The following is a 20,853-nucleotide window of genomic DNA, read 5'->3' as shown; positions in this document are numbered from 1 at the left end:
CTCCTTAAAAAAATTACTGTGTGTATGTATCTTTTCGCAGACTTACACACCATGTCATGTGTAGTATACAACATTATCCTGCCCGTTGACAAGTACAGTCTGTCATATTTTGTTAAAAAAACAACAATTTCACAGCTTTCCTTTATTTTCCATAACAAATTGAAAAAAATAAATTCGGCAAATTGCCATATCTGAACTTTGCTGATTCTTCATACACTCCGCATATATTTTTTATCAGCAAATCATTACGGCAGCCATATTCCGTCTTTACGAAACAGAACGATTGTACTTTCACACGATCACATTCTGTATGTCCTTGAAATATAATATACTATGGTTTTTATCTATACGCTTTTGAGCGTTTAAACCCGGAGGCTTATTAAAAGCCTCCGCATGACTCACATAATACCTCCGGGAAAACCACCATCTTTACATCATCGGATCAAGGGCTAATGCCGGATGACCTTTTTCTGTAAGGAATCCAACCAGTGTTTCCGGATCAGTAGCGATTGTTTCATCACCGATCATATCTGTAAAGTTTTCAATTCCGTAGAGTTCTTTTGCTGTGTTGTTAAGACGCTCAGCAACAAACTCTTTCAGTTCTTTTGGCATCCATACGATACGTTCAATACCGCCTTCTGCCTTCATGAACTTCTTGGAGCTGATGAAATGTTTACCATGTCCCATGAAACCAGGTGTCTGAACACCACCACCTGTCATGGATGCCATTTCTGAGAATGTCATTCCAAGAGGTGTCATGCCTGCATACTCACGGTTAGCGATAACAACACCATTGGAGAATGGCTCGATACCGCAGATACACTCGAAGCATCCGCATGATGTCATAGGATCCTGCATGATAGAGTACAGTGTAACGTGCTCTAATGCACCCTGGGAGAATTTCTTAACAGCTTCATCTACATCTTCATAAGAACCAAGATTCTCATCAATAGGTCTTTCTTTTGTAATTACCTGGCAAGGCCCGTTTGGATCCAGCTCGTTGGTAGCTTTTGCATCCAGCCATGAAACGGCACCGCAAAGTCCAAGTCTCTCAGGTGTAACAACACATACGTGAGACGGGGAGAATGCCTGGCAGAGGATACAGCTGTAATATACATCTACAGATTCGTCCGTCAGAGTATTCAGACGGTCATCACGTTTCTCGAAGATCGGGATAGCAACTTCATGACGGATTCTTGTACACTCAGCAGGATCTGTATAAATAGTAACTTCACATTTATCAACAACTGCGTCAAATTCATTCTTAACCTGTGTATAGAGAACTTCACCGATATGTTTGATCTTGAAGCCTGCAGCAAATGCATCTTTGCTGATACGGATTCTCTGCATATCTCTCTGTCCTGTATGGTATACACCTTCGATACAGTTGATGTAGTTATGGAACTTACGCTCGATAACAGGTTCAAAGTCAGGCTGCATGTTTTTACCTGCAACTTTAACAACATATGCAATACTGTTCTTGCTGCCAAGTTCCATGTCGTCTACTTCCGGACCAACAACTGTAATCTTATGGTCTTCTACTTCACTTGCATCACATGTATGTACAAGCTCTGCACAGTCTACACGGGAACCATCGAATTCAACCTGCATGTCTTTACGACGAATAATCTCACCTTCGAATGCAGATGCGAAAGCAACCGGGATATCGATGTTTGTAATTTTAATCTTGATGTCACGTGCTTCCAGAGAAGTTGCATTCCATTTGGAGATGTCTTTCTGGCAGATCAGGCTCTTCGGTACTCTTGCAACATCTTCCTGGTTTGTGATAACCGGGAATCCAAGAGCGATAGCGCCTGCACCACAAGCTACGATCACATCATTTAACGGTGCAAATGCATTAACAAATGCAGGTACACGTTTCATTGTGTAATCCATCAGAGTTGCAGCATCACCTGGTTTTACGTTACCGAAGATAAGAGCTGCACGAAGTGCTACAGATACTACATGGATAACTGCTGTAACGTCTTTTCCAAGCGGGATAACACGTACGTTAGCACCTGTCTTGTATCCAACTTCCTCTAACTGGTCAATAACGTCACCAACCAGAGTGATTAGGATACCCTGAGACTGATAGGATTTAACAAGGTCTGCTGCTTCCTGAGCGGAAGGAGCTTTTCCAAGGATAACTGCTACACCTGGGATATCGCCTGTTACAAGCGGTACACCAAGTTCACGGATCACTGCATCTGCAAGATGTCCGTAGCAAGGAGCTTCATAAGGAACTGCTCCGTCAATATATTTCAGAACTTCGATAAATTCTGCGCAGAGAGCTGTAGCAACGCCTGACATAAATACGTCATTTGTTCTTTTCTCTCTTGTCATAAGAGTTTTTACTACTGCAAGAGCATCTTTTAACTCTGCAAGAGTTCCAACCTTTGTTCCTGTTACTGCATAGTAGCATGGTAAAGAATATGCTGTATCAGGGAAGCTGACTGCTTTGTCAGCGCCGTATTTTTCAATTGCCTGGTTGATGGCACCCTCTGTAAGTCCATAAACCGCGTCATTTCCCGCAAAAACACTTTCAAATAAAGTCACTTTGTTTACCTCCTAAATATATGAGATTATTGACGATCTATCTTTTCTTTTATCTTAATGATCTCATCAGTAACTGTTTTGCTGAAGTCATAAGGGGATTTTCCCTGTCTGTCCGCATCAATTACTTCTGTGTTGTAATGGATCATTCCTAAAAGATCTTCCTGTGGAATCCGTTCTCTGATAAAGTTTTCGTCATCCTCGTTGCGTACTTTGTTTGCAACAACCTTTACCTGAGCTACTCCCAGATCCTTTGCCAGACGTTTTACATTCTTGTATGTCTGAACACTTCTTGCACCCGGTTCGATCACTACGATAAATGCGTCCACTCCTTCTGTGGTTCCTCTGCCGAGATGTTCCAGGCCGGCTTCCATATCAAGAATTACCACATCTTCTCTTCTCAGTACCAGATTATTAATAATACGTTTCAGCATTACATGCTCCGGACATACACATCCGCCGCCGCCTGTCTCGACAGTTCCCAGGACAAGGAGACGCACGCCATTGCAGACCTTACCATATTTCTCCGGGATATCGTCTACCTTCGGATTCAGATGATAGAACTGATTTCCCGCAGTGGCACCTGTACGTTCTTCCACAAGTTTACGCATTTTGGAAATTGGTACAATAGAATCCAGTGTTTCTTCATCAAAGCCTAATGCAAGACCAAGATTCGCATCCGGATCCACATCTGCTGCAAGTACCGGTCTTCCCTCTGCTGCATACAACCTGGCCAGCGTTGCTGCAAAAGTAGTTTTGCCTACGCCGCCTTTTCCTGTAACTGCTATTTTCATTTTACGTCATCCACCTTTTATTACATTTTTAAGGTCACAGCAGATTAGATTCCTAATGCTGTTCTCTTCTCTTCGATTCTTTCGATCATCAGATCAACTAATTTCTCAATATCTGTTTCTACTGTATAAGCAGCTCCTGTCCATTTTCTTGTTCCCTCTGTAAGAAGCTCTCCCATTTCTGAAGAACCGGAAACATATGGATCAACACCAAGGAATGTATCAATACCAGTACCTACTACATAGTTACCGATGGATACAGCTTTTTCAGACATCCACTCAGGAGCACATCCAACTACAGGAAGCTGATTGATCTGAAGACCTGCATCTTTTGCAAGTTCAGCAGCAAGGATCATCATACGGGAAATATCTACGCATGATCCCATGTGGAGTACCGGTGGGATATCAGCCAGTTCACAGACACGTTTCAGACCTGCACCGCAGAGATCTTTTGCAGATTTGTCCATAAGACCTGCTTTTGCAGCTGCCTGTGCAGAACATCCGGAAGCAATGACAACGATATCATTGGCGATACATTTCTTCATCAGTTCAATATGTGCATAGTCAGGACGGATCTTAGGATTGTTACATCCAACCATAGCAACAGCACCACGGATAACACCGGAAGTGATGCACTCAAGTAATGGTTTGGTTGTTCCTGTCTCATCAACCTGAGAGTTTGTAACACCGTCAAGAACCTTAACGATTGCTTCTACGGAATAACCAACTGTAGCTTTCTGTTTCAGCTGTGGGATATGTACAAGTTCAGGTTTTCTGTTCTTGAAGTTGTCAATAGCCATCTTGACGATTGCTTTTGCATTCTCTCCTGCTGTCTCAGCATTGAATCTGATAAATTCAGCATCAGGCATCTGAGCGATCGGAGAAGTTGTGATAAATTTAGTATGGAAGCATTTGCTTAAAGGTCCTAATGCAGGGAAGATACACTGAACATCTACTACGATCGCTTCGCAGGCACCTGTCAGTACTACATTCTCCTGCTGCAGGAAGTTACCGGCCATCGGAACACCGCGACGCATAGCTACTTCGTTTGAAGTACAGCATACACCGGAAACAGTGATTCCTTTTGCTCCTACAGATTTTGCATAATCGATCATTTCTTTGCTGTCTGCATATTCACAAATCATCTCGGAAAGACTCGGATCATGTCCGTGTACAACGATGTTTACATTCTCTTCAACCATTACACCAAGGTTAGCTTCAGTGTCAATTGGCTTCGGAGTTCCGAATAATACGTCAGAGAACTCTGTTCCCATCATGGAACCGCCCCATCCATCGGCAAGACCGCAGCGGATAGACTGTTTTACAAGAGCTTCCGGAAGAGAAGAACATCCCATATGAGCCATATGTAAAGAAGTGGAAACCTCACGGTCGATCGCACGTGGTGCAATTTCATTTTCAATCAGTTTCTCTTTCTGTCCTGCAGGCATTCTGTCAAGGAATCTCTGATATCCAAATGGTTTACCATATTCCATCAATCCTGTCTCAGCCATTTCATGAGCCAGATCATAGATATCTTTTCCTTCTGTCTCTACGCCCCATTCTTTTGCGATACGGATCAGTTTCTCAGGATCTTTTACCTGATAGTTTCCACCGTCTTTTGCACAATATAATGTGTGGCAGATTTCACGACCGTGATCAGAGTGAGTAGCTGCACCACCTGCTGTAAATTTCAGGAAGTTTCTTCCTACGATACCATGGACGTCACATCCACAGATACCTCTTGGTGCTTTAGGGGTAATACGACATGGTCCCATAGCACAGATACGACAGCAGACACCCTGCTCACCAAATTTACAATGTGGAGTCTGGTTTTTTACACGAAGCTGCCATGCGTCAGCTCCAACCTTTGCACCTGTTTCCAAAAGTCTGGCAGTAGCCTCTTCAAACTCTTCCACTGTAGTTAATTTGAATTCACTCATTATAGACCTCCTTTAATTCTGGTTTGTGTATTCCTTTAAGATACACATTTTTATTTTATTAATAATCCCACAGGCAGGAAATCCCGGTTATCTATATCTGAAGAATTGGCTCCGTTAAAGATAACTGTGATAACCCATCCCATCCCCTCCCATGGGTTATTTAACTTAAAAAATAAAGATGTAAACTTGTATTTATCTCTGCATATATAGATTTCCTATGCGCACAAACATCCCTCATCGGATTCTCATCCGGCAAGGGGTGTATCTTATAATTTTAAATTATCAACGATTGCACGAAGTGCTGTCTTGACAGGGTTGTCTTCCGGAAGTGTGCTTGTAGGACGTCCTTCACAGTCATATTCATAAACTGTTTCATCCTGTGGAACAACACCAAGAAGTGTCAGTCCCTGATTTGCAATCTCTTCCTGAATTCCCTTATTCAATTCTCCTTTCGGAGCTCGGTTAATGATCAGACCAACTGTATCAGGATGCATATCACATTCTTTAATGAGTTCTGCAATCCTGCCTACTGCCTGTACGCCTCTTCTGGAGCAGTCGCTGACCAGAATGGCAGTCTGCATGCTCGGAAGAACACCTCTGCTGATATGTTCCATTCCGGCTTCATTATCTACAACAATATACGGATAATTATTCTGGTATTTTGCAAGCTGAGTCTGAAGAAGACCATTCACATAACAGTAACAGCCTTTTCCCTGAGTTCTGCCCATGACAAGAAGATCAAAATCATCATCTTCTACAAGCGCATCTTCAAAACGCATTTCCGCGTAATCAGCCTTAGACATTCCGGTAGGAATTGGATTCTCTTTTGCAAGCTCTGCACGTGCAATTTCTTCACGCACATCGCCAAGAGTTGTCTCTACCTTTACGCCAAGAACCTCATTGAGGTTTGAGTTTGCATCAGCATCTACTGCAAGAATCGGCCCTTTACCCTTTTCACACAGGTACTGGATCAGCATTCCGCATAATGTTGTTTTTCCCACGCCGCCTTTTCCTGCGACAGCAATTACGTGTGCCATAAAACCAGGTGCCTCCTAAATCTGTCTTAGTATTCTTTCTATAAATAAAAAATGATGTTAAGGTCAAAAGGTGTTTTGTCCCTATCTTAATATCAGTCACATTTCAGTTTCACAATACTGTTGGCAAGGTCAACCATTAAAATAGTTCCCTCGACCACTCTCTCATCTCCCATAATATCACGGAGAATCAATTTATTCCCATCCACATCTATACGGGAAACATTTTTAAAAATAACAGAATCGTCACTTTCTTTATATACAGTTGCCAGACACATGTGATGTCGCCTCCTATTTCATCTCTTCTTTAACAAGTGTTAAGGCAAGTCCAAGTCTCATATTGCCTTTCTGAAAATCTGCAACAGCTTCCTTAATAGTCTTACATGCTGCATCCATTCCCATCTTGGCAAGGTTATCAGCCATCTGATCCAGTTCCTGAGCATGATGCTCATTGTGCTGAAGCATATATGTCAGAAGAGCCAGTGTCTCATTCTTACAGTCACCTTCGCTGCAGGATCCGCAATGAGCAGTATCACAGGCATGATCTGCATGAGAATGTCCATGATCATGACCTTCGCCATGAGTATGCTCATGAGTATGAGTCATACCATCTTCATGGGTATGTTCATGGGTGTGTCCATGCCCATGCTGGACAAGATTCCCATTTTCATCTTTGATTAAATGCATGGTTAAATGCTCCCTTCTATTGAAAAATACACTGAATTTATAAAATTCAGTCTTTTTTTATGACAATAAATTATCAATTTACTGATATTATACATCTTTTTTTTCATTTCCGCAAGCCATTTAGCATAAATAATCACTAAAAAAATTTTGAAATATATGCTTTGAAATAGCTTTTTTCACAAGAACTGTTAATACTTTAACCGTTATGTTATATTGTTAACAATGTATTCTTGCAAAAACTTAATAATTTTTATGTAATTCTGACACATTTTTATGTTATACTTGGACAAGATTATCGGGCAAAGCGGCTTGCCCAAAGTGTATATAGGAATTGGAGGAATTGTTTTGGATAATACTGTTTTTCTGAACACAAACAGAGAGATGCCTTTACTCGGACTGGGAGTATACAAAGCCACCGGGGAAAACGAGGCTGAAAGTGCTATTATTTCTGCTGTTGAATCAGGATACCGTCTGATTGATACAGCCTCCGTATATAAGAACGAAGAAAATGTAGGACGGGGAATCGCCAGCTGCGGAATACCGCGAAATGAACTTTTTATTACTACAAAAGTATGGAATACCGCACAGCGTCTGGGAGACATTCAGGGTGCTTTTGAAAGAAGCCTGGACCGGCTCAAACTGGATTATGTTGATCTGTATCTGATCCACTGGCCGGTTCCGGGATGTTATCTCAGCACTTGGAAAGTACTGGAGGAAATCCAGAAATCCGGGCGGGCTCTTTCTATCGGTGTCAGTAACTTTGAAATCCGTCATCTGGAAGAGCTGGAAGCCAATTCCGGAATTATACCTGCAGTAAATCAGATTGAATGCCATCCGCTCTGCTATCCGAAAGAGCTGATTGATTATTGCCAGAATAAAGGAATTCAGGTACAGGCATATGCCCCACTTGCCAGAGGCGCATATCTTGATAACGATGTAATGTGTGTACTTGGAACCAAATACGCTCATACTCCCGCTCAGATCGGTCTGCGCTGGGCTACTCAGAAAGGAATTTCCGTAATTCCCAAATCCGTACATCCTGACCGCATCAGAAGCAATGGCAATATTTTTGATTTCACAATCGAACAGGAAGACATGGATCTGATCGATACTCTGAATGAGAATTTTCATAGTTCACATATTCCCGAGGATTTAAGGGACATTGCATTCTGATAAAGAGTAGTTAAAAAATTTTTTATCATTCAAATGTAAAAAGCAGATGTATTTATATAACATCTGCTTTTTGCATATTTATCATCTCTGTCTATAGAATTTTCCGTAAATGATGCATTCGAAAGTTTTTCGTAACCATTCAGCAGTCAGCTATCCCGCGAGGTACTGAACAGTTACAGTTTTTCTATAACATCTCAGTTAGTTTTCTGTCCGTCTTCCCATGGAAGCATCGGTGTCTCCACCTTCTTATCTCTTACCATAAGGTCGATCACCGCTTCCGCTGCACTTTTTCCTTCAAACAGAACTTTGTTTATTTCTGTAATGATCGGCATTTCCACGTCATATTTCTCAGCCAGTTCTTTTGCTGCTTTTGCGGAATAAACACCCTCCACGATCATTTTCACTTCAGCCATTGCCTGCTCCATGGTATATCCTTTTCCCATCAGATATCCGGCTTTCCGGTTACGGCTGTGGACACTGGCACAGGTAACGATCAGATCTCCGATTCCGGACAGACCATAGAAGGTTTCCATACGCGCTCCCATTTTAACACCCAGACGTGAAATTTCCGCAATTCCTCTTGTGATCAGAGCTGCTTTGGTATTATCGCCGTATCCCAGACCATCTGCGGTTCCGGCCGCCAGTGCGATCACATTCTTTAACGCTGCGCCAAGCTCCACTCCCAGCATATCCGGCGTAGTATAAACTCTGAAAACAGGGCTCATAAAGATTCCCTGCAGATATTCTGCTGTCTCTCTCTGGTGAGAACTTACCACACAGGTAGTCGGAAGTCCCTTTCCAACCTCTTCTGCATGGCTTGGACCGGAAAGTACAGACACATTTGCCTGTGGAAGTTCCTGTTCAATGATCTCGCTTAAAGTAAGAAGAGTTTTTTCCTCCACGCCTTTGGCAACATTTACAATTTTCTGTCCGCTTTTTACAAAAGGCGCCATACGCTTGCAGGTACTTCTGGTATAAGGCGAAGGAACTGCAAGAATTGCCACATCTGCATCCCGCAGGCTTCTCTCAATATCTGTTGTGATATCAATCGGTTCAGGAATCTTTACACCCGGAAGTTTACTCACATGTTCACGCTTTTCCCTTAATGTTGTGATTTCCTCCCCAAGTGCTGACCAGAGAATCACCTCGTGTCCATTATTGTAAAGAAGGATAGACAGGGCAGTTCCCCAGCTTCCCGCACCAAGTACACTTATCTTTGCCATATAAATACCTCTTTTTATTTATTTTTTTTGCTTAAATAAATTTTACTTTCCGTTCCGTCAAGAAGCCGTTTTATATTCTTTTTATGTCTGTAAAATGCCAGTACTGTTAAGAGTCCCATAACAATATAAAGCTCGATCATATGAGAAGAATCCATATGATAAGAACCCCTCTGTCCAAATATGATCATACTGATAAATGCAGCCAGATATGCACTTACCGAACACAGTGAAACATAGTGTGTCAGGAAAAACAATCCAAAGAATACAATTGCGCAGATTATAAAAATCCGCCAGTCAAAGGCAATCACAAGTCCTACAGATGCAGCTACGCCCTTCCCGCCTTTAAAATTGAGATAAAACGGAAAATTATGCCCCAGAATACACCCCGCTGCTGCATAAAGGCTCAGCAACGGCAGGATATCTCCATAAGAATTTCCAAATATTGCTCTTACGATCAGGATGGCTGCAATACACTTCAGACAGTCACACAACAGATTCAATGCTCCGGCCTTTTTACCAAGTGTACGCAGTACATTTGTAGAGCCCAGATTTCCACTTCCCTGTTTGCGGATATCAATATGATAAATTTTTCCTAAAATGTATGCGGTCTGAAAAAGTCCGCATGCATATCCAATTGCAATACAAATCAGTCGTTCCATGATTATTCTTTTTCACCTCGTTCACGAATAATGAATTTCAGTGATGTTCCCGCAAATCCAAAGGCATCCCTGATCTTATTCTCCAGATATCTGGTATAAGAGAAATGCATCAGCTCTTTGTCATTTACAAAGATAACAAATGTAGGCGGTTTGACAGCCACCTGTGTCATATAGTAAATCTTCAGACGTTTTCCCTTGTCAGACGGAGGCTGCTGCATTGCTACTGCCTCAGAAAGGATTTCATTCAGGACACCTGTCTGGATACGCAGTGTCTGGTTTTCGATAACCGCATCAATCGTTTCAAACATTCTGGAAATCCTGAGTCCTGTTTTTGCAGAAATAAATACCAGCTCCGCATATGGCATATACGCCAGAACCTCGCGGATTCTGTTTGTGTGCTTATAAATAGTCTTATCATTCTTTTCAATGGCATCCCATTTATTTACAGCAATGATAACACCCTTTCCTCTTTCGTGGGCGATACCTGCGATTTTGGCATCCTGTTCTGTAACTCCCTCTGACGCATCGATCATAACAATAACGACATCCGCACGCTCCACAGCAGTCACTGTACGGATCACACTGTATCTCTCAATTTCTTCTTTTACTTTACCCTTGCGGCGAAGTCCGGCTGTATCAATAAAGATATAATCCTTACCCTGCCATTTTACTCTGGTATCTACCGCATCTCTTGTAGTTCCGGCAATATCAGAAACGATCACACGGTCTTCTCCAAGAAGCTTATTTACCAGGGAAGATTTACCTACGTTTGGTTTACCTACGATAGCGATTCTCGGAATTTCATCCTCTTCATCGATATCAGCATCCTCAGGAAAATGTTTCGCTACTTCATCAAGCATATCTCCCAGTCCCATACGGTTTGCCGCAGAGATCGGAATCGGTTCTCCGATACCAAGATTATAAAATTCATAGACATCCATCATAAATTTCTGAATGCTGTCTACTTTATTAACAACAAGGACAACCGGCTTACCGCTACGTCGAAGCATATCTGCTACTTTTGCATCGGAATCAACCAGCCCCTGATGAACATCTGTGATAAAGATAATAACATCAGCTGTATCAATTGCGATCTGAGCCTGTTCTCTCATCTGAGAAAGGATAATATCACTGCTGTCTGGTTCAATACCACCTGTATCAATCATGGTAAATGTCTTATCAAGCCATGTCACATCTGCATAAATTCTATCTCTTGTAACGCCAGGTGTATCTTTTACAATAGAAATCTTCTCACCTGCCAGCGCATTAAACAATGTGGATTTGCCTACATTAGGTCTGCCCACTATCGCTACTACCGGTTTGCTCATATATCTGTCTCCTTCTTATCTTTTTATGGTCTGGTGCTTCTATCAGACAATTTACAAGGTCCGCTCCCGGTTCGTCAACCACAACGATTTCTGTGTTAAGAGCCTGTCTGATATCTTCCACCGTAAGGTCATCCAGAAAAACATCCTCTCCACTTCTAAGCATATTGCAGGGAATCAGAAGCTTCTCGCCCAATTCTCTCCTGGCGAGCTGATCTTTAAGATCAGTACCTGTGATCAGGCCTGAAACGGTAATCTTCTCTCCAAAGAAATTATTCTTCACTGCATATACTTCTGCATGTACATTAGGAAATTTCTCCTGTACCAGCTTTATCATTTTACCTATATAGGGCGCTGCAAGCCGCCCTGTCGCAACAGTAGCATTTACTGTTCTGTCATCACCTTCTAGCTGTTCAAGTCTCTCTTTTACCTCTGTCTCAAGCAGGCGCATCATACCAACACCATTTTCAAGCTGCAGATATCCGTCATATCTTCCTTCTTCAGGAAGTTCATAACCTGCAAGAATGTACCATTCATCTGAGGCATGTACAAAATGAATGCCATGCTTTTCTACCATAATTCTCTGCCAGCGTTCCACCTGACTGATCAGATATCTCGCATCCTCTTTGCCAAAAGATTCCAGCGGATACAAGCCGTCACGATATTTCGAAAGTCCTACCGGAACAATCGAAACACTCTGTAACACAGGTGCATATTCTGCCAGCTTTTCCAAGCTGTATTCCAATTCGCCTCTGTCGTTTATCCCCTTGCACAGAACAATCTGCCCATTCATAGTTACATCGCCTTTATAAAGCTTATCAACCTTTGCAAGAGCATCCCCGGCAAAACGATTATGAAGCATTTTACAGCGAAGCTCGGGATTCATGGTCTGAAATGATACATTAATAGGTGAAAGATGAAACTTGATAATACGGTCCAGATCATAATCGCTCATATTCGTGAGGGTAATATAGTTTCCCTGAAGAAACGAAAGTCTGGAATCGTCATCTTTAAAATACAAAGTTTCTCTCATCCCGGGAGGCATCTGATCGATAAAGCAGAAAATACAATGATTAGAGCAGGAACGATATTCGTCCATAAGACTGTTCTCAAATTCAACTCCAAGATCATCCTCGTATTCTTTTTCCACTTCCAGTTCCCATTCCTCGCCATTCTTCTTCCGGATAAGGAGCGTGACAAATTCGTCATTCATCAGATAACGATAGTCAAACACATCCTCTACCGGCTGGCCATTAATGGAAAGCAGTGCATCCCCCGGTTCCAGTTCCAGTTCTTCTCCGATACCGTCAGGAAGAACTCTGGATATAATGTGTAAATTTTTTTTCATGAATTACTAACTCCATTGGGATATATCCGAAAACTGTGGGATCATTTTTCCGGTATATCTTTTCATTAAAACACGCTTATGCGCATCTGTTTCGATAATTTTATAACTATTCAGCATTTTCCACGTTATCTGCCAATTACTGCACAGCTATATAAACTCATTATCTTTTATATCATAACAATTGTGCATGAAAAAATCAATAAATTCCTTGACGTATTTTAGGGCAAATGTTATAAATTATATTGAAATCTATTATTTGAGTATAAAATCACTTAGGAGGAGTATTATGCCAAACATAGAATTGTTGGAAAAATCCATGCCGGTTGCACCTATCCGTATTGCAGCTCTTGGATGCAGAGAACTTGCAGAAGAAGTTGATAAGAAACTGGTAAAATTCCGTAAGGAACTGGTTGCCCGTAAAAAGCTTAGTGTTATACCGCAGGGTTACAGTGAAGAGTCATTTCTTGTAGAATGTGACTGCCCGCGTTTTGGAACAGGAGAAGGCAAAGGTTATATTAAGGAATCTGTCCGTGGTACTGACCTTTACATCATGGTCGATGTGACAAATTACAGCGAAACTTATACAGTATGTGGACATGAGAATCATATGTCACCTGACAATCATTTTCAGGACCTTAAGAGAATCATTTCTGCTGCTACAGGTAAGGCACATCGTATCAATGTTATTATGCCATTTCTTTATGAAGGCCGTCAGCACAGACGTACAAAGAGAGAATCTCTTGACTGTGCACTGGCTCTGAAAGAGTTAAGTGATATGGGCGTTTCCAATATCATTACATTTGACGCTCACGATCCACGTGTTCAGAACTCTATTCCGCTGAACGGTTTTGATAACTTTTTCCCAACCTATCAGTTCTTAAAAGCTCTGATCAAGAGCGTGCCGGATCTTCGTGTTGACAACGATCATCTGATGATCATCAGCCCTGACGAGGGCGCTATGTCCAGAGCCGTTTATTTTTCAAATATCCTTGGTGTGGATATGGGAATGTTCTACAAACGTCGCGACTATTCTACGATCGTTAACGGAAAGAACCCTATCGTTGCTCATGAATTCCTTGGCGATTCTGTAGAGGGAAAAGATGTTGTAGTTATTGATGACATGATTTCCTCCGGTGGAAGTATGCTTGATGTTGCAAAACAGTTAAAAGAACGCCATGCAAAGCGAGTATTTGTGTGCACTACTTATGGCCTGTTTACAGATGGTCTGGACAAGTTTGACGAATATTATGAAAAGGGATGGCTCGACAGAGTGATCACAACCAACTTAAACTACCGCATCCCGGAACTTCTTACAAGACCATATTACATCGAGGCAAACATGAGCAAATATCTTGCAAGTATTATTGACATCATCAATCATGATGTCTCTGTTGAAAAAGTTCGTTCCAGCAATGAAAAAATTATGAGCCTTATGGAGAAAGTTAATTCAAGATAGTTTTTTCTTCATAAATGCAAAAAAGAAGAAGTATCCCTCATCTAAGAGAGATCTTCTTCTTTTTTATTCTCTGATGCCAAGAAAAGCTCCAAGATTCCCACGTTTCCCATGAGAGGCTCTATGGGAGAAAAGAAATTCCGGATTACAGCAGGTGCAGATATTCGGCATTGAAATATTTTCCGGACATATTCCTGCTTCTGTGAAAATAATCCGATTTGCCTCCCAGAGATTAAGCTGGTATTTTCCATTGTCTTTTCTATAAAAAAGTTTGTCCCAGTGTTTCTGGTCAAAAGCATTCTTAAATTCTTCAATTACATCCAGACTTACTTCATAACAATCCTGACAGATAGATGGACCAATGGCAACTTTCATATTCTTTGGATTACTGCCGTACTCTTCTGCCATCTTTTTTATCGTAACTTCTCCGATTTTCTGAACAGTGCCTCTCCATCCGGAATGAGACAGTCCAATCGCATGGTGTAGCGGATCTACAAAATATAACGGTACGCAGTCCGCATAAAAAGTTGCCAGAACCAGACCGGAAACATTGGTGATCATCCCATCGATATCTGTATAATCCCGCGGAGTTACAATTCCTTTTCCACGATCTTTTTCTGTCACTTTTCTCACATTACAGGTGTGCGTCTGATCAGAGGTAACTATATTCTCTGTCCGGAATCCCATAGCAGCTGCAATCCGGTTATAATTTTCCCTTACGCAGGATTCTTCATCACCTCTTGTGAAGCTAAGATTCATCGAACTGTATATTCCCTGACTCACGCCACCCAGACGAGTACTAAACCCATGAACAAGCCATTCCACATCTTCAAATGCAGGATATGTAAGAAAAGTAACTCCCTCATTCTTTTTTATATTCAATTTCGGAATCTGTTCGCTGTTCCATTTTATTTCCATATCTTTTCCTTTTGTCAATTCATATATTCAAACGCATTCTTTACCCAGTATACTTTCTTATCGTCAATCCCAACTACATCAAAACGACATGGGATGTCTACATTGTGATATTCCACCGCAAGAAAATATCTGGCTACTTTACATATGGTTTTCTGTTTTGCAAAATTTACCGCTTCCAAAGCACGTCCGAACCAGTTGCCTTTTCGATATTTAACCTCAATAAAAACAAGATATTCATTATCTCTGGCTATCAGATCGATTTCTCCGTGCCGGCAGCGATAATTATATTTCAGGATAAATAACCCCTGTCCCTTTAAATATTCGGCCGATTTTCTTTCGTACCAGGTTCCTGTCGCTCTGGTATTATTATACAGTTTTTTCACTCATTTCTATTTATGTGTAGGCTTCTTTTGTATTTTTTACAACCTGATAGTTATTCGAGTCAATCGGATATTCCCAATCCGCTTTCGCTACTTGCTCATAACTGAATAACTGCTCCGCAGTTTATCAGGAGGGGCTTGTACCCCCCTCCTGATACAAGCAAGTCCCACCCACTGCTTATTGCTCCTCGCAACCCCCACAGGGAGCTTACTTGATTCGATTAAATAAAATGTGTGATAAATGTTTTCCTGTGAATTGGTGTCGGGCCATACTTTTTCAATGCCTCAATATGTACCGCAGCGCCATATCCTTTATTTGAAGCGAATCCGTATTCCGGAAATACTTTATCATACTCTTCCATCAGTCTGTCCCTTGTTACTTTCGCAATAATGCTTGCCGCTGCAATGGAAACACTCTTGGCATCACCTTTGATAATAGGGACCTGTGGGATTGTAATCTGCGGAATCGTAACTGCATCATTAAGTAGAACCTGTGGCATAACGTCTAATTTACTTACCGCCTCACGCATTGCTTCATATGTAGCCTGTAAAATATTGATTTCGTCAATCCGTTCCGGACTGCGCATTCCAATCCCCACAGAAACTGCTTCTCTCATGATCACATCATACAGCTCTTCTCTCTTAGAAGCGCTGAGTTTCTTGGAATCATTTAAATAAAGAATCTGGCTGTCCTTTGGCAAAATCACCGCGCATGCAACAACCGGACCTGCCAGCGGACCTCTTCCAACTTCATCAATACCACATAAATATCCAAGATGTTCATATTTATGCTCGTATTCTTTCAGTTTCTCAGTGCGCTGTTTCTCTGCTTCAAGCGCTGCCTCTTTCTTGTGACACTGCTCAATCAGCTTTTTAACTCCGCTTCTGGTGTCTTCTTTGTACATTTCATATAAAGCCGGGTAGCTGTGCATATCTGCAACAGCAAACTCGGCTTTGATCTCAGCTATTGTTTTCATAACGGTGCCCACTCCAATGTGATACGTCCCATTTTTCCGGAACGGAAATCGTCAAACAGTATCAGGGAAGCCTTTGCATAATCCAGTTCTTTCTGCTTCTTCAAACAGCCTCTTGCTCTCGCAATCTGTTCGAGAACTTCCACAGCGCTTCCCTCCTCTGTGATCTGATACCTCTCTGCCAGAATATCCTTATAATTCTCGCGCAGATAATCAATCAGCCAGAGCGCAAGTTCTTCCATATTCAGAATATCATCTTTGATAGAACCAACGCAGGCCAGACGGATTCCTACCTGCTGGTCTTCAAACTTAGGCCATAAAATACCAGGGGTATCCAGAAGTTCTGCGCCCTTATTCAGGCGGATCCACTGTTTTCCTTTTGTAACTCCAGGTTTATTTCCTGTTTTTGCACATGCACGTCCCGCAAAGGTATTGATAAATGTGGACTTTCCTACATTCGGAATTCCCACTACCATTGCACGGATCGGCCGGTTCTTGATTCCGCGGCGTCTGTCTCGTTCTATTTTTTCCTTACATGCTTCTTGAATGACGTTGTTTATTGCCTTCATTCCGGAACCGTTTCTGGAATCAACTTTTACAACATAAAAGCCCTTTGCCTGGAAATATGTTTTCCACGCTTCATTCTGGCGTTCATCAGCCAGATCCGACTTATTAAGAAGAATCAGTCTGGATTTGTTTTTTCCCAGTTCATCTATATCCGGGTTTCTGCTTGAAAGAGGTACACGGGCATCTACAAGCTCGATAATCAGATCAACCAGCTTGATATCCTCCTGCATCTGTCTCTTTGCCTTGGTCATATGACCAGGGTACCACTGTACGTTCATATCCACCTAACCTTTCAAAAATCCAAATTTATTTTTCGGGGAAATAATAAACCATACTTTTCCCACAATATACTTCTTGTTGATATTTCCGATGTCACCGTAACGGCTGTCTTCACTGTTATTTCTGTTATCACCAAGTATAAAATATTCTCCACTCTCCAGAGAGGCTCCGTCTGAAGCCAGTCCTGCATTATTGATCTCAGGAAATCCCTTATTCTCATTATATACATCCCCATTGATCAATATAGAACCGTTAGATATCTGTACTGTCTCACCAGGCAATCCGATCACACGGCCAATATGTAAAGCCGCATCATCACTTCCACTGGTCTTATATACAATAATATCGCCCCTTTTTGGCGATGACACTTTATAAATAGCTCTATTTACAAAAAAACGTTCTCCTACCTGCAAAGTAGGTTCCATTGCACTTTCCTGCATGGTTACTGACTGGAACATTGCGATTCCCACCAGCACTCCAAAAATCAGCACAACAGCAATCTGAAAAACCCAGTTGAGGATTCCCCGGACTTTACGGTCTTCCAGTTTTGTTTCCAGTTTATCTTTTGTTTCCTGCAGTGCTGAATTCTCTTTCCACTTTCTGATATCCATTCAATTCTCCTGCCAGATGGAAAAAGAGGGACAATACACTAGTTATTGTCCCTTCTTCTACAACTCATGAAATTATTTAACAAGCTCTTTAACCTTAGCAGCTTTACCTACGCGGTCTCTTAAGTAGTTCAGTTTTGCACGACGTACTTTACCACGGCGGATAACTTCTACTTTAACTACATGCGGGGAATGAAGCGGCCATGTTTTCTCAACGCCTACTCCGTTAGAATTCTTTCTTACAGTAAATGTAGCTCTGTTGCTTCCGCCCTGTTTTTTGAGAACTGTTCCTTCGAAAACCTGAACACGTTCACGGTTTCCTTCTTTGATCAGTGCGTGTACTCTTACAGTATCACCTGTGTTGAATGCCGGTACTTCAGCTTTTAACTGAGCTGCTTCAATGTTTTTGATAATTTCGTTCATTTTATTCTCTCCTATTCTTATATGGATGTTCTTAATACATATTCCGTAACAGAGGACCATCTTTTTTCACAACAGTTGTGATTATACTATATCAATTGTCATATTGCAATACTTTTTTGCAGATTTATACAATTTACCATTTTGTAAAATGTAAGTATAGTTACCAGCAGATCACTTCACAGCCGGTCTCTGTAACCAGAACCGTTACCTCCCACTGCGCAGACGGCAGTCCGTCCTCTGTTCGTACTGTCCACTCGTCAACTTCATCTGTATAAATCTCATCACTTCCCATATTTACCATCGGTTCTATCGTAAACATCATTCCAGGAACCATCAGAACACCTGTATTTTCTTCTGAAACAAAGCTCACCCACGGATCTTCATGGAACTCGAGTCCCACGCCATGTCCGCCGATTTCTCTTACTACAGAAAATCCATTTTCTACCGCATGTTTGTGAACCGCACTTCCCATATTTCCAATCGGTGTCCAAGGTTTTACCTGTGAAATTCCAAGTTCAACGCATTCCTTGGTAACTCTGACAAGTTTTTCTTTTTCAGGACTTACCTTTCCAATGCAAAACATTCTGGATGAATCAGAATAGTATCCATTATAAATTGTAGATACGTCTACATTGATGATATCCCCCTCTTTCAGAATCTGCTCTTCATCCGGAATTCCATGACACACAACCTCATTTACAGAAGTACAAACGCTTTTCGGAAAGCCTTCGTAATTAAGAGGTGCCGGAATTCCTCCGTGTCTTACGGTTTCTTCATGCACCCATCTGTCAATTTCTTCTGTTGAGACACCAGGTCCGATATGCTCTGCAACATAATCAAGAACTGCAATATTGATCTTACAGCTCTCTTTGATTTTTTCAATCTGCTCAGGTGTTTTGATCAGGTTATGAGCGATAACTGCATATCCTTTCTGTCTCATCATTTCCATTTTCTCATCAAATGCTTCATGGCATTTTTTATATTTTTTACCGCTTCCACACCAGCATGGATCATTTCTTCCAATTTTTAAAGACATGATTATCTTCCTCTTCCTTTTTTCTTATGTTGGGTACAGCGTATCATTAATTCATTCGACAATTTCACCGCAAGTGGATTTCTTTAGTTGCTTCTACTACTTGCTTTGATTCAATCGGATAAAACCATCCATTTCCGCTACTTAACTCGACACCGAATAACTACTGCGTTTATTGCTCTTTGCAATTGAAGCAGGGGACTTACTTAATTTGGTTAAAATCAAATCATAATGACCGCGTACCGTCTTATCATATCATATTTTTCTCAAAAATGTGTATATTATTGGTAAAATTATTCGATACCCAAAAATCCGTGTTACTGGGCACGGAGTGAACAGTAACACGCTTCGCGATGCACAGAATTTATGCTATTCGCATAAATTCGCGTGGCATGTCTCGGTTTTTCTGTTGCCAAGCATCCGTAAGAAGCTGCCAGTGGCAGGTTCTGTAGGTGACCCTCGCTCACAAAAAGCACCTCGCGGAATAGTAGCGTGTAAACAGTAGCAAAAATCCAGCAGCTTAATTGCTGCTGGATTTTGTAGAATCAGAATCAGATGTAGAATCTGCATTCATGATCTGATCCAGTTCACTGATCATTTCATCATCTTTCAGACGGAATTTTACCTCTACACGTCTTGATGCATCCTTATCTTCATTTCCCTTAGAGTCAAGAACCGGATTTGCAGAGCCATGTCCATTTACTGTCAGATAATTCTGCAAATCTGAAATTTCATCAGAACTTAAGAAATTTCCCTGAATTTCCGTCAGATATTGCGCGACAGCCAGAGAACGTTTCTGGGAAAGCTCCAGGTTATAATCATAATCACCATCTGTATCTGTATATCCATCGATAATAATCTCAGCCAGATACTTCTTATAATCATCCTGCAACAGTACCTTGCAGTAAATCGGCAGGATATTTGCAAGTTCTGCCTTACCTTCGTCCGTAAGTTCTGACTGGTCATAGTCAAACATTACATTTGCATTCAATGTAAGAGCTCCTGTCTGCGCATCTATATCAACACTGACATTATTCTTGGAAAATTCTTTCTGCAATGCTTCAATAACATCTGCTTTTACACCGATAATATTGTCAATCTTTTTCTGTTGTGTGGCAAGAAGAGATGTTTTTTCATCAAGATCTGACTGCTGCTTATCCAGTGTAGCCTGCTGTTCTTTCAGCTGCGCAGCCAGCTCAGCCAGAAGTTTTTTCTGTTTGTCAAGCTGTTCATCCTGAGAACTTAACTGACTGTCTTTTTCATCCAGCTCATTCTGCTGCGCCAGGATTTCGGCAGTATACTGTTCCTGAAGAGCAATTTTATCATCTCTTTCTTTAATACTTTCATTATAGCTTTTCTGTGCCTGAAAAAGTGTCACACACATGATCAGGATGAAAAGGAGCAGCACGCCGGCCATCATATCAGAATAAGATCGCCAGACATTAAATCCGCTGTCATCTGATTTCTTTCTTTTGCGCATAATTC

20 protein-coding genes are annotated in these 20,853 nt (G+C 41.5%); 2 read left to right on the top strand and 18 right to left on the bottom strand.

Annotated features, from left to right (window positions below; all coding sequences use genetic code 11):
- Nucleotides 1-429: 429 nt before the first annotated feature.
- The 6 genes from acsB to ACTNC0_RS11890 all read right to left on the bottom strand — a co-directional run bounded on the left by acsB (nucleotide 430) and on the right by ACTNC0_RS11890 (nucleotide 7,005).
- Entirely contained in the window at nucleotides 430-2,556 is a 2,127-nt protein-coding gene (gene acsB, locus ACTNC0_RS11915) for an acetyl-CoA decarbonylase/synthase complex subunit alpha/beta (protein WP_441087543.1), read from the bottom strand.
- A gap of 26 nt (nucleotides 2,557-2,582) precedes the next feature.
- Entirely contained in the window at nucleotides 2,583-3,347 is a 765-nt protein-coding gene (locus ACTNC0_RS11910; protein WP_026648191.1) for a nucleotide-binding protein, read from the bottom strand.
- A gap of 44 nt (nucleotides 3,348-3,391) precedes the next feature.
- Nucleotides 3,392-5,284 carry an anaerobic carbon-monoxide dehydrogenase catalytic subunit gene (gene cooS / locus ACTNC0_RS11905; protein ID WP_062807832.1) on the bottom strand — a complete coding sequence of 631 codons (1,893 nt, stop codon included), beginning with the start codon at nucleotides 5,282-5,284 and terminating at the stop codon, nucleotides 3,392-3,394.
- A 266-nt stretch (nucleotides 5,285-5,550) separates the two neighbouring features.
- Nucleotides 5,551-6,321: a nucleotide-binding protein gene (locus ACTNC0_RS11900; RefSeq protein ID WP_008703890.1), complete on the bottom strand. Its 771-nt coding sequence runs from the start codon at nucleotides 6,319-6,321 to the stop codon at nucleotides 5,551-5,553.
- 92 nt (nucleotides 6,322-6,413) lie between these two features.
- Entirely contained in the window at nucleotides 6,414-6,596 is a 183-nt protein-coding gene (locus ACTNC0_RS11895) for a CooT family nickel-binding protein (RefSeq protein ID WP_008703891.1), read from the bottom strand.
- Nucleotides 6,597-6,609: 13 nt separating this feature from the next.
- The gene (locus ACTNC0_RS11890) at nucleotides 6,610-7,005 is read right to left on the bottom strand and encodes a hypothetical protein (protein ID WP_022380761.1); all 396 of its coding nucleotides are present in this window, start codon (nucleotides 7,003-7,005) and stop codon (nucleotides 6,610-6,612) included.
- Nucleotides 7,006-7,350: 345 nt separating this feature from the next.
- Here ACTNC0_RS11890 and ACTNC0_RS11885 point away from each other — a divergent pair, with 345 nt between their 5' ends.
- Nucleotides 7,351-8,178, top strand: coding sequence for an aldo/keto reductase (locus ACTNC0_RS11885; RefSeq protein WP_117674560.1), 828 nt, complete (start codon nucleotides 7,351-7,353; stop codon nucleotides 8,176-8,178).
- Between the two features lie 194 nt (nucleotides 8,179-8,372).
- Here the strand turns inward: ACTNC0_RS11885 and ACTNC0_RS11880 are convergent, their stop codons facing one another.
- From ACTNC0_RS11880 to ACTNC0_RS11865, 4 genes are read right to left on the bottom strand one after another with little or no spacing between them, the layout of a single operon-like run.
- Nucleotides 8,373-9,401 (bottom strand): NAD(P)H-dependent glycerol-3-phosphate dehydrogenase, encoded by a 1,029-nt coding sequence (locus tag ACTNC0_RS11880; protein WP_195382867.1) that lies wholly within the window; start codon nucleotides 9,399-9,401, stop codon nucleotides 8,373-8,375.
- A gap of 14 nt (nucleotides 9,402-9,415) precedes the next feature.
- Nucleotides 9,416-10,060: a glycerol-3-phosphate 1-O-acyltransferase PlsY gene (gene plsY / locus ACTNC0_RS11875; RefSeq protein WP_178414122.1), complete on the bottom strand. Its 645-nt coding sequence runs from the start codon at nucleotides 10,058-10,060 to the stop codon at nucleotides 9,416-9,418.
- A 2-nt stretch (nucleotides 10,061-10,062) separates the two neighbouring features.
- Nucleotides 10,063-11,388, bottom strand: a complete 1,326-nt coding sequence (der, locus tag ACTNC0_RS11870) for a ribosome biogenesis GTPase Der (RefSeq protein ID WP_441087542.1) — start codon at nucleotides 11,386-11,388, stop codon at nucleotides 10,063-10,065.
- Nucleotides 11,351-12,733 (bottom strand): DUF512 domain-containing protein, encoded by a 1,383-nt coding sequence (locus ACTNC0_RS11865; protein ID WP_441087541.1) that lies wholly within the window; start codon nucleotides 12,731-12,733, stop codon nucleotides 11,351-11,353. Before ACTNC0_RS11865 ends, der begins: the two co-directional genes overlap by 38 nt.
- A gap of 286 nt (nucleotides 12,734-13,019) precedes the next feature.
- On the opposite strand from ACTNC0_RS11865, the gene ACTNC0_RS11860 reads away from it, so the two are divergent.
- The gene (locus ACTNC0_RS11860) at nucleotides 13,020-14,189 is read left to right on the top strand and encodes a ribose-phosphate pyrophosphokinase (RefSeq protein WP_441087540.1); all 1,170 of its coding nucleotides are present in this window, start codon (nucleotides 13,020-13,022) and stop codon (nucleotides 14,187-14,189) included.
- Between the two features lie 63 nt (nucleotides 14,190-14,252).
- Here the strand turns inward: ACTNC0_RS11860 and pgeF are convergent, their stop codons facing one another.
- The 8 genes from pgeF to ACTNC0_RS11820 form a co-directional block, all read right to left on the bottom strand.
- The gene (gene pgeF / locus ACTNC0_RS11855) at nucleotides 14,253-15,104 is read right to left on the bottom strand and encodes a peptidoglycan editing factor PgeF (RefSeq protein ID WP_441087539.1); all 852 of its coding nucleotides are present in this window, start codon (nucleotides 15,102-15,104) and stop codon (nucleotides 14,253-14,255) included.
- A 14-nt stretch (nucleotides 15,105-15,118) separates the two neighbouring features.
- Nucleotides 15,119-15,487 carry a YraN family protein gene (locus ACTNC0_RS11850; protein WP_441087538.1) on the bottom strand — a complete coding sequence of 123 codons (369 nt, stop codon included), beginning with the start codon at nucleotides 15,485-15,487 and terminating at the stop codon, nucleotides 15,119-15,121.
- Between the two features lie 218 nt (nucleotides 15,488-15,705).
- Entirely contained in the window at nucleotides 15,706-16,461 is a 756-nt protein-coding gene (locus ACTNC0_RS11845) for a ribonuclease HII (RefSeq protein WP_441087537.1), read from the bottom strand.
- Nucleotides 16,458-17,303 (bottom strand): ribosome biogenesis GTPase YlqF, encoded by an 846-nt coding sequence (gene ylqF / locus ACTNC0_RS11840; protein WP_441087536.1) that lies wholly within the window; start codon nucleotides 17,301-17,303, stop codon nucleotides 16,458-16,460. The genes ACTNC0_RS11845 and ylqF overlap by 4 nt, the downstream gene beginning before the upstream one ends.
- 6 nt (nucleotides 17,304-17,309) lie before the next feature.
- Nucleotides 17,310-17,915 (bottom strand): signal peptidase I, encoded by a 606-nt coding sequence (gene lepB, locus ACTNC0_RS11835; protein WP_441087535.1) that lies wholly within the window; start codon nucleotides 17,913-17,915, stop codon nucleotides 17,310-17,312.
- Between the two features lie 72 nt (nucleotides 17,916-17,987).
- Nucleotides 17,988-18,335: a 50S ribosomal protein L19 gene (rplS, locus tag ACTNC0_RS11830; protein ID WP_117674571.1), complete on the bottom strand. Its 348-nt coding sequence runs from the start codon at nucleotides 18,333-18,335 to the stop codon at nucleotides 17,988-17,990.
- A gap of 160 nt (nucleotides 18,336-18,495) precedes the next feature.
- The gene (locus ACTNC0_RS11825; protein WP_441087534.1) at nucleotides 18,496-19,371 is read right to left on the bottom strand and encodes a methionyl aminopeptidase; all 876 of its coding nucleotides are present in this window, start codon (nucleotides 19,369-19,371) and stop codon (nucleotides 18,496-18,498) included.
- Between the two features lie 517 nt (nucleotides 19,372-19,888).
- Nucleotides 19,889-20,848, bottom strand: coding sequence for an OmpA family protein (locus tag ACTNC0_RS11820; RefSeq protein WP_441087533.1), 960 nt, complete (start codon nucleotides 20,846-20,848; stop codon nucleotides 19,889-19,891).
- Nucleotides 20,849-20,853: the final 5 nt, after the last annotated feature.

Source organism: Blautia sp. HCP3S3_B11, assembly GCF_052064435.1.
Classification (GTDB): Bacteria; Bacillota; Clostridia; order Lachnospirales; family Lachnospiraceae; genus Blautia_A.
Note: the sequence above shows the minus strand (reverse complement) of the source record. Positions and strands in the feature narration are given on the sequence as shown.

What these genes read in the sequence shown, in the direction of transcription:
- der (WP_441087542.1), bottom strand. Translation starts at nt 11,388, where the DNA reads ATGAGCAAACCGGTAGTAGCGATAGTGGGCAGACCTAATGTAGGCAAA.
- lepB (WP_441087535.1), bottom strand. Translation starts at nt 17,915, where the DNA reads ATGGATATCAGAAAGTGGAAAGAGAATTCAGCACTGCAGGAAACAAAA.
- ACTNC0_RS11865 (WP_441087541.1), bottom strand. Translation starts at nt 12,733, where the DNA reads ATGAAAAAAAATTTACACATTATATCCAGAGTTCTTCCTGACGGTATC.
- pgeF (WP_441087539.1), bottom strand. Translation starts at nt 15,104, where the DNA reads ATGGAAATAAAATGGAACAGCGAACAGATTCCGAAATTGAATATAAAA.
- ACTNC0_RS11910 (WP_026648191.1), bottom strand. Translation starts at nt 3,347, where the DNA reads ATGAAAATAGCAGTTACAGGAAAAGGCGGCGTAGGCAAAACTACTTTT.
- ACTNC0_RS11825 (WP_441087534.1), bottom strand. Translation starts at nt 19,371, where the DNA reads ATGTCTTTAAAAATTGGAAGAAATGATCCATGCTGGTGTGGAAGCGGT.
- ACTNC0_RS11845 (WP_441087537.1), bottom strand. Translation starts at nt 16,461, where the DNA reads ATGAAAACAATAGCTGAGATCAAAGCCGAGTTTGCTGTTGCAGATATG.
- rplS (WP_117674571.1), bottom strand. Translation starts at nt 18,335, where the DNA reads ATGAACGAAATTATCAAAAACATTGAAGCAGCTCAGTTAAAAGCTGAA.
- plsY (WP_178414122.1), bottom strand. Translation starts at nt 10,060, where the DNA reads ATGGAACGACTGATTTGTATTGCAATTGGATATGCATGCGGACTTTTT.
- ACTNC0_RS11860 (WP_441087540.1), top strand. Translation starts at nt 13,020, where the DNA reads ATGCCAAACATAGAATTGTTGGAAAAATCCATGCCGGTTGCACCTATC.
- ACTNC0_RS11900 (WP_008703890.1), bottom strand. Translation starts at nt 6,321, where the DNA reads ATGGCACACGTAATTGCTGTCGCAGGAAAAGGCGGCGTGGGAAAAACA.
- ylqF (WP_441087536.1), bottom strand. Translation starts at nt 17,303, where the DNA reads ATGAACGTACAGTGGTACCCTGGTCATATGACCAAGGCAAAGAGACAG.
- ACTNC0_RS11820 (WP_441087533.1), bottom strand. Translation starts at nt 20,848, where the DNA reads ATGCGCAAAAGAAAGAAATCAGATGACAGCGGATTTAATGTCTGGCGA.
- ACTNC0_RS11880 (WP_195382867.1), bottom strand. Translation starts at nt 9,401, where the DNA reads ATGGCAAAGATAAGTGTACTTGGTGCGGGAAGCTGGGGAACTGCCCTG.
- cooS (WP_062807832.1), bottom strand. Translation starts at nt 5,284, where the DNA reads ATGAGTGAATTCAAATTAACTACAGTGGAAGAGTTTGAAGAGGCTACT.
- ACTNC0_RS11890 (WP_022380761.1), bottom strand. Translation starts at nt 7,005, where the DNA reads ATGCATTTAATCAAAGATGAAAATGGGAATCTTGTCCAGCATGGGCAT.
- ACTNC0_RS11895 (WP_008703891.1), bottom strand. Translation starts at nt 6,596, where the DNA reads ATGTGTCTGGCAACTGTATATAAAGAAAGTGACGATTCTGTTATTTTT.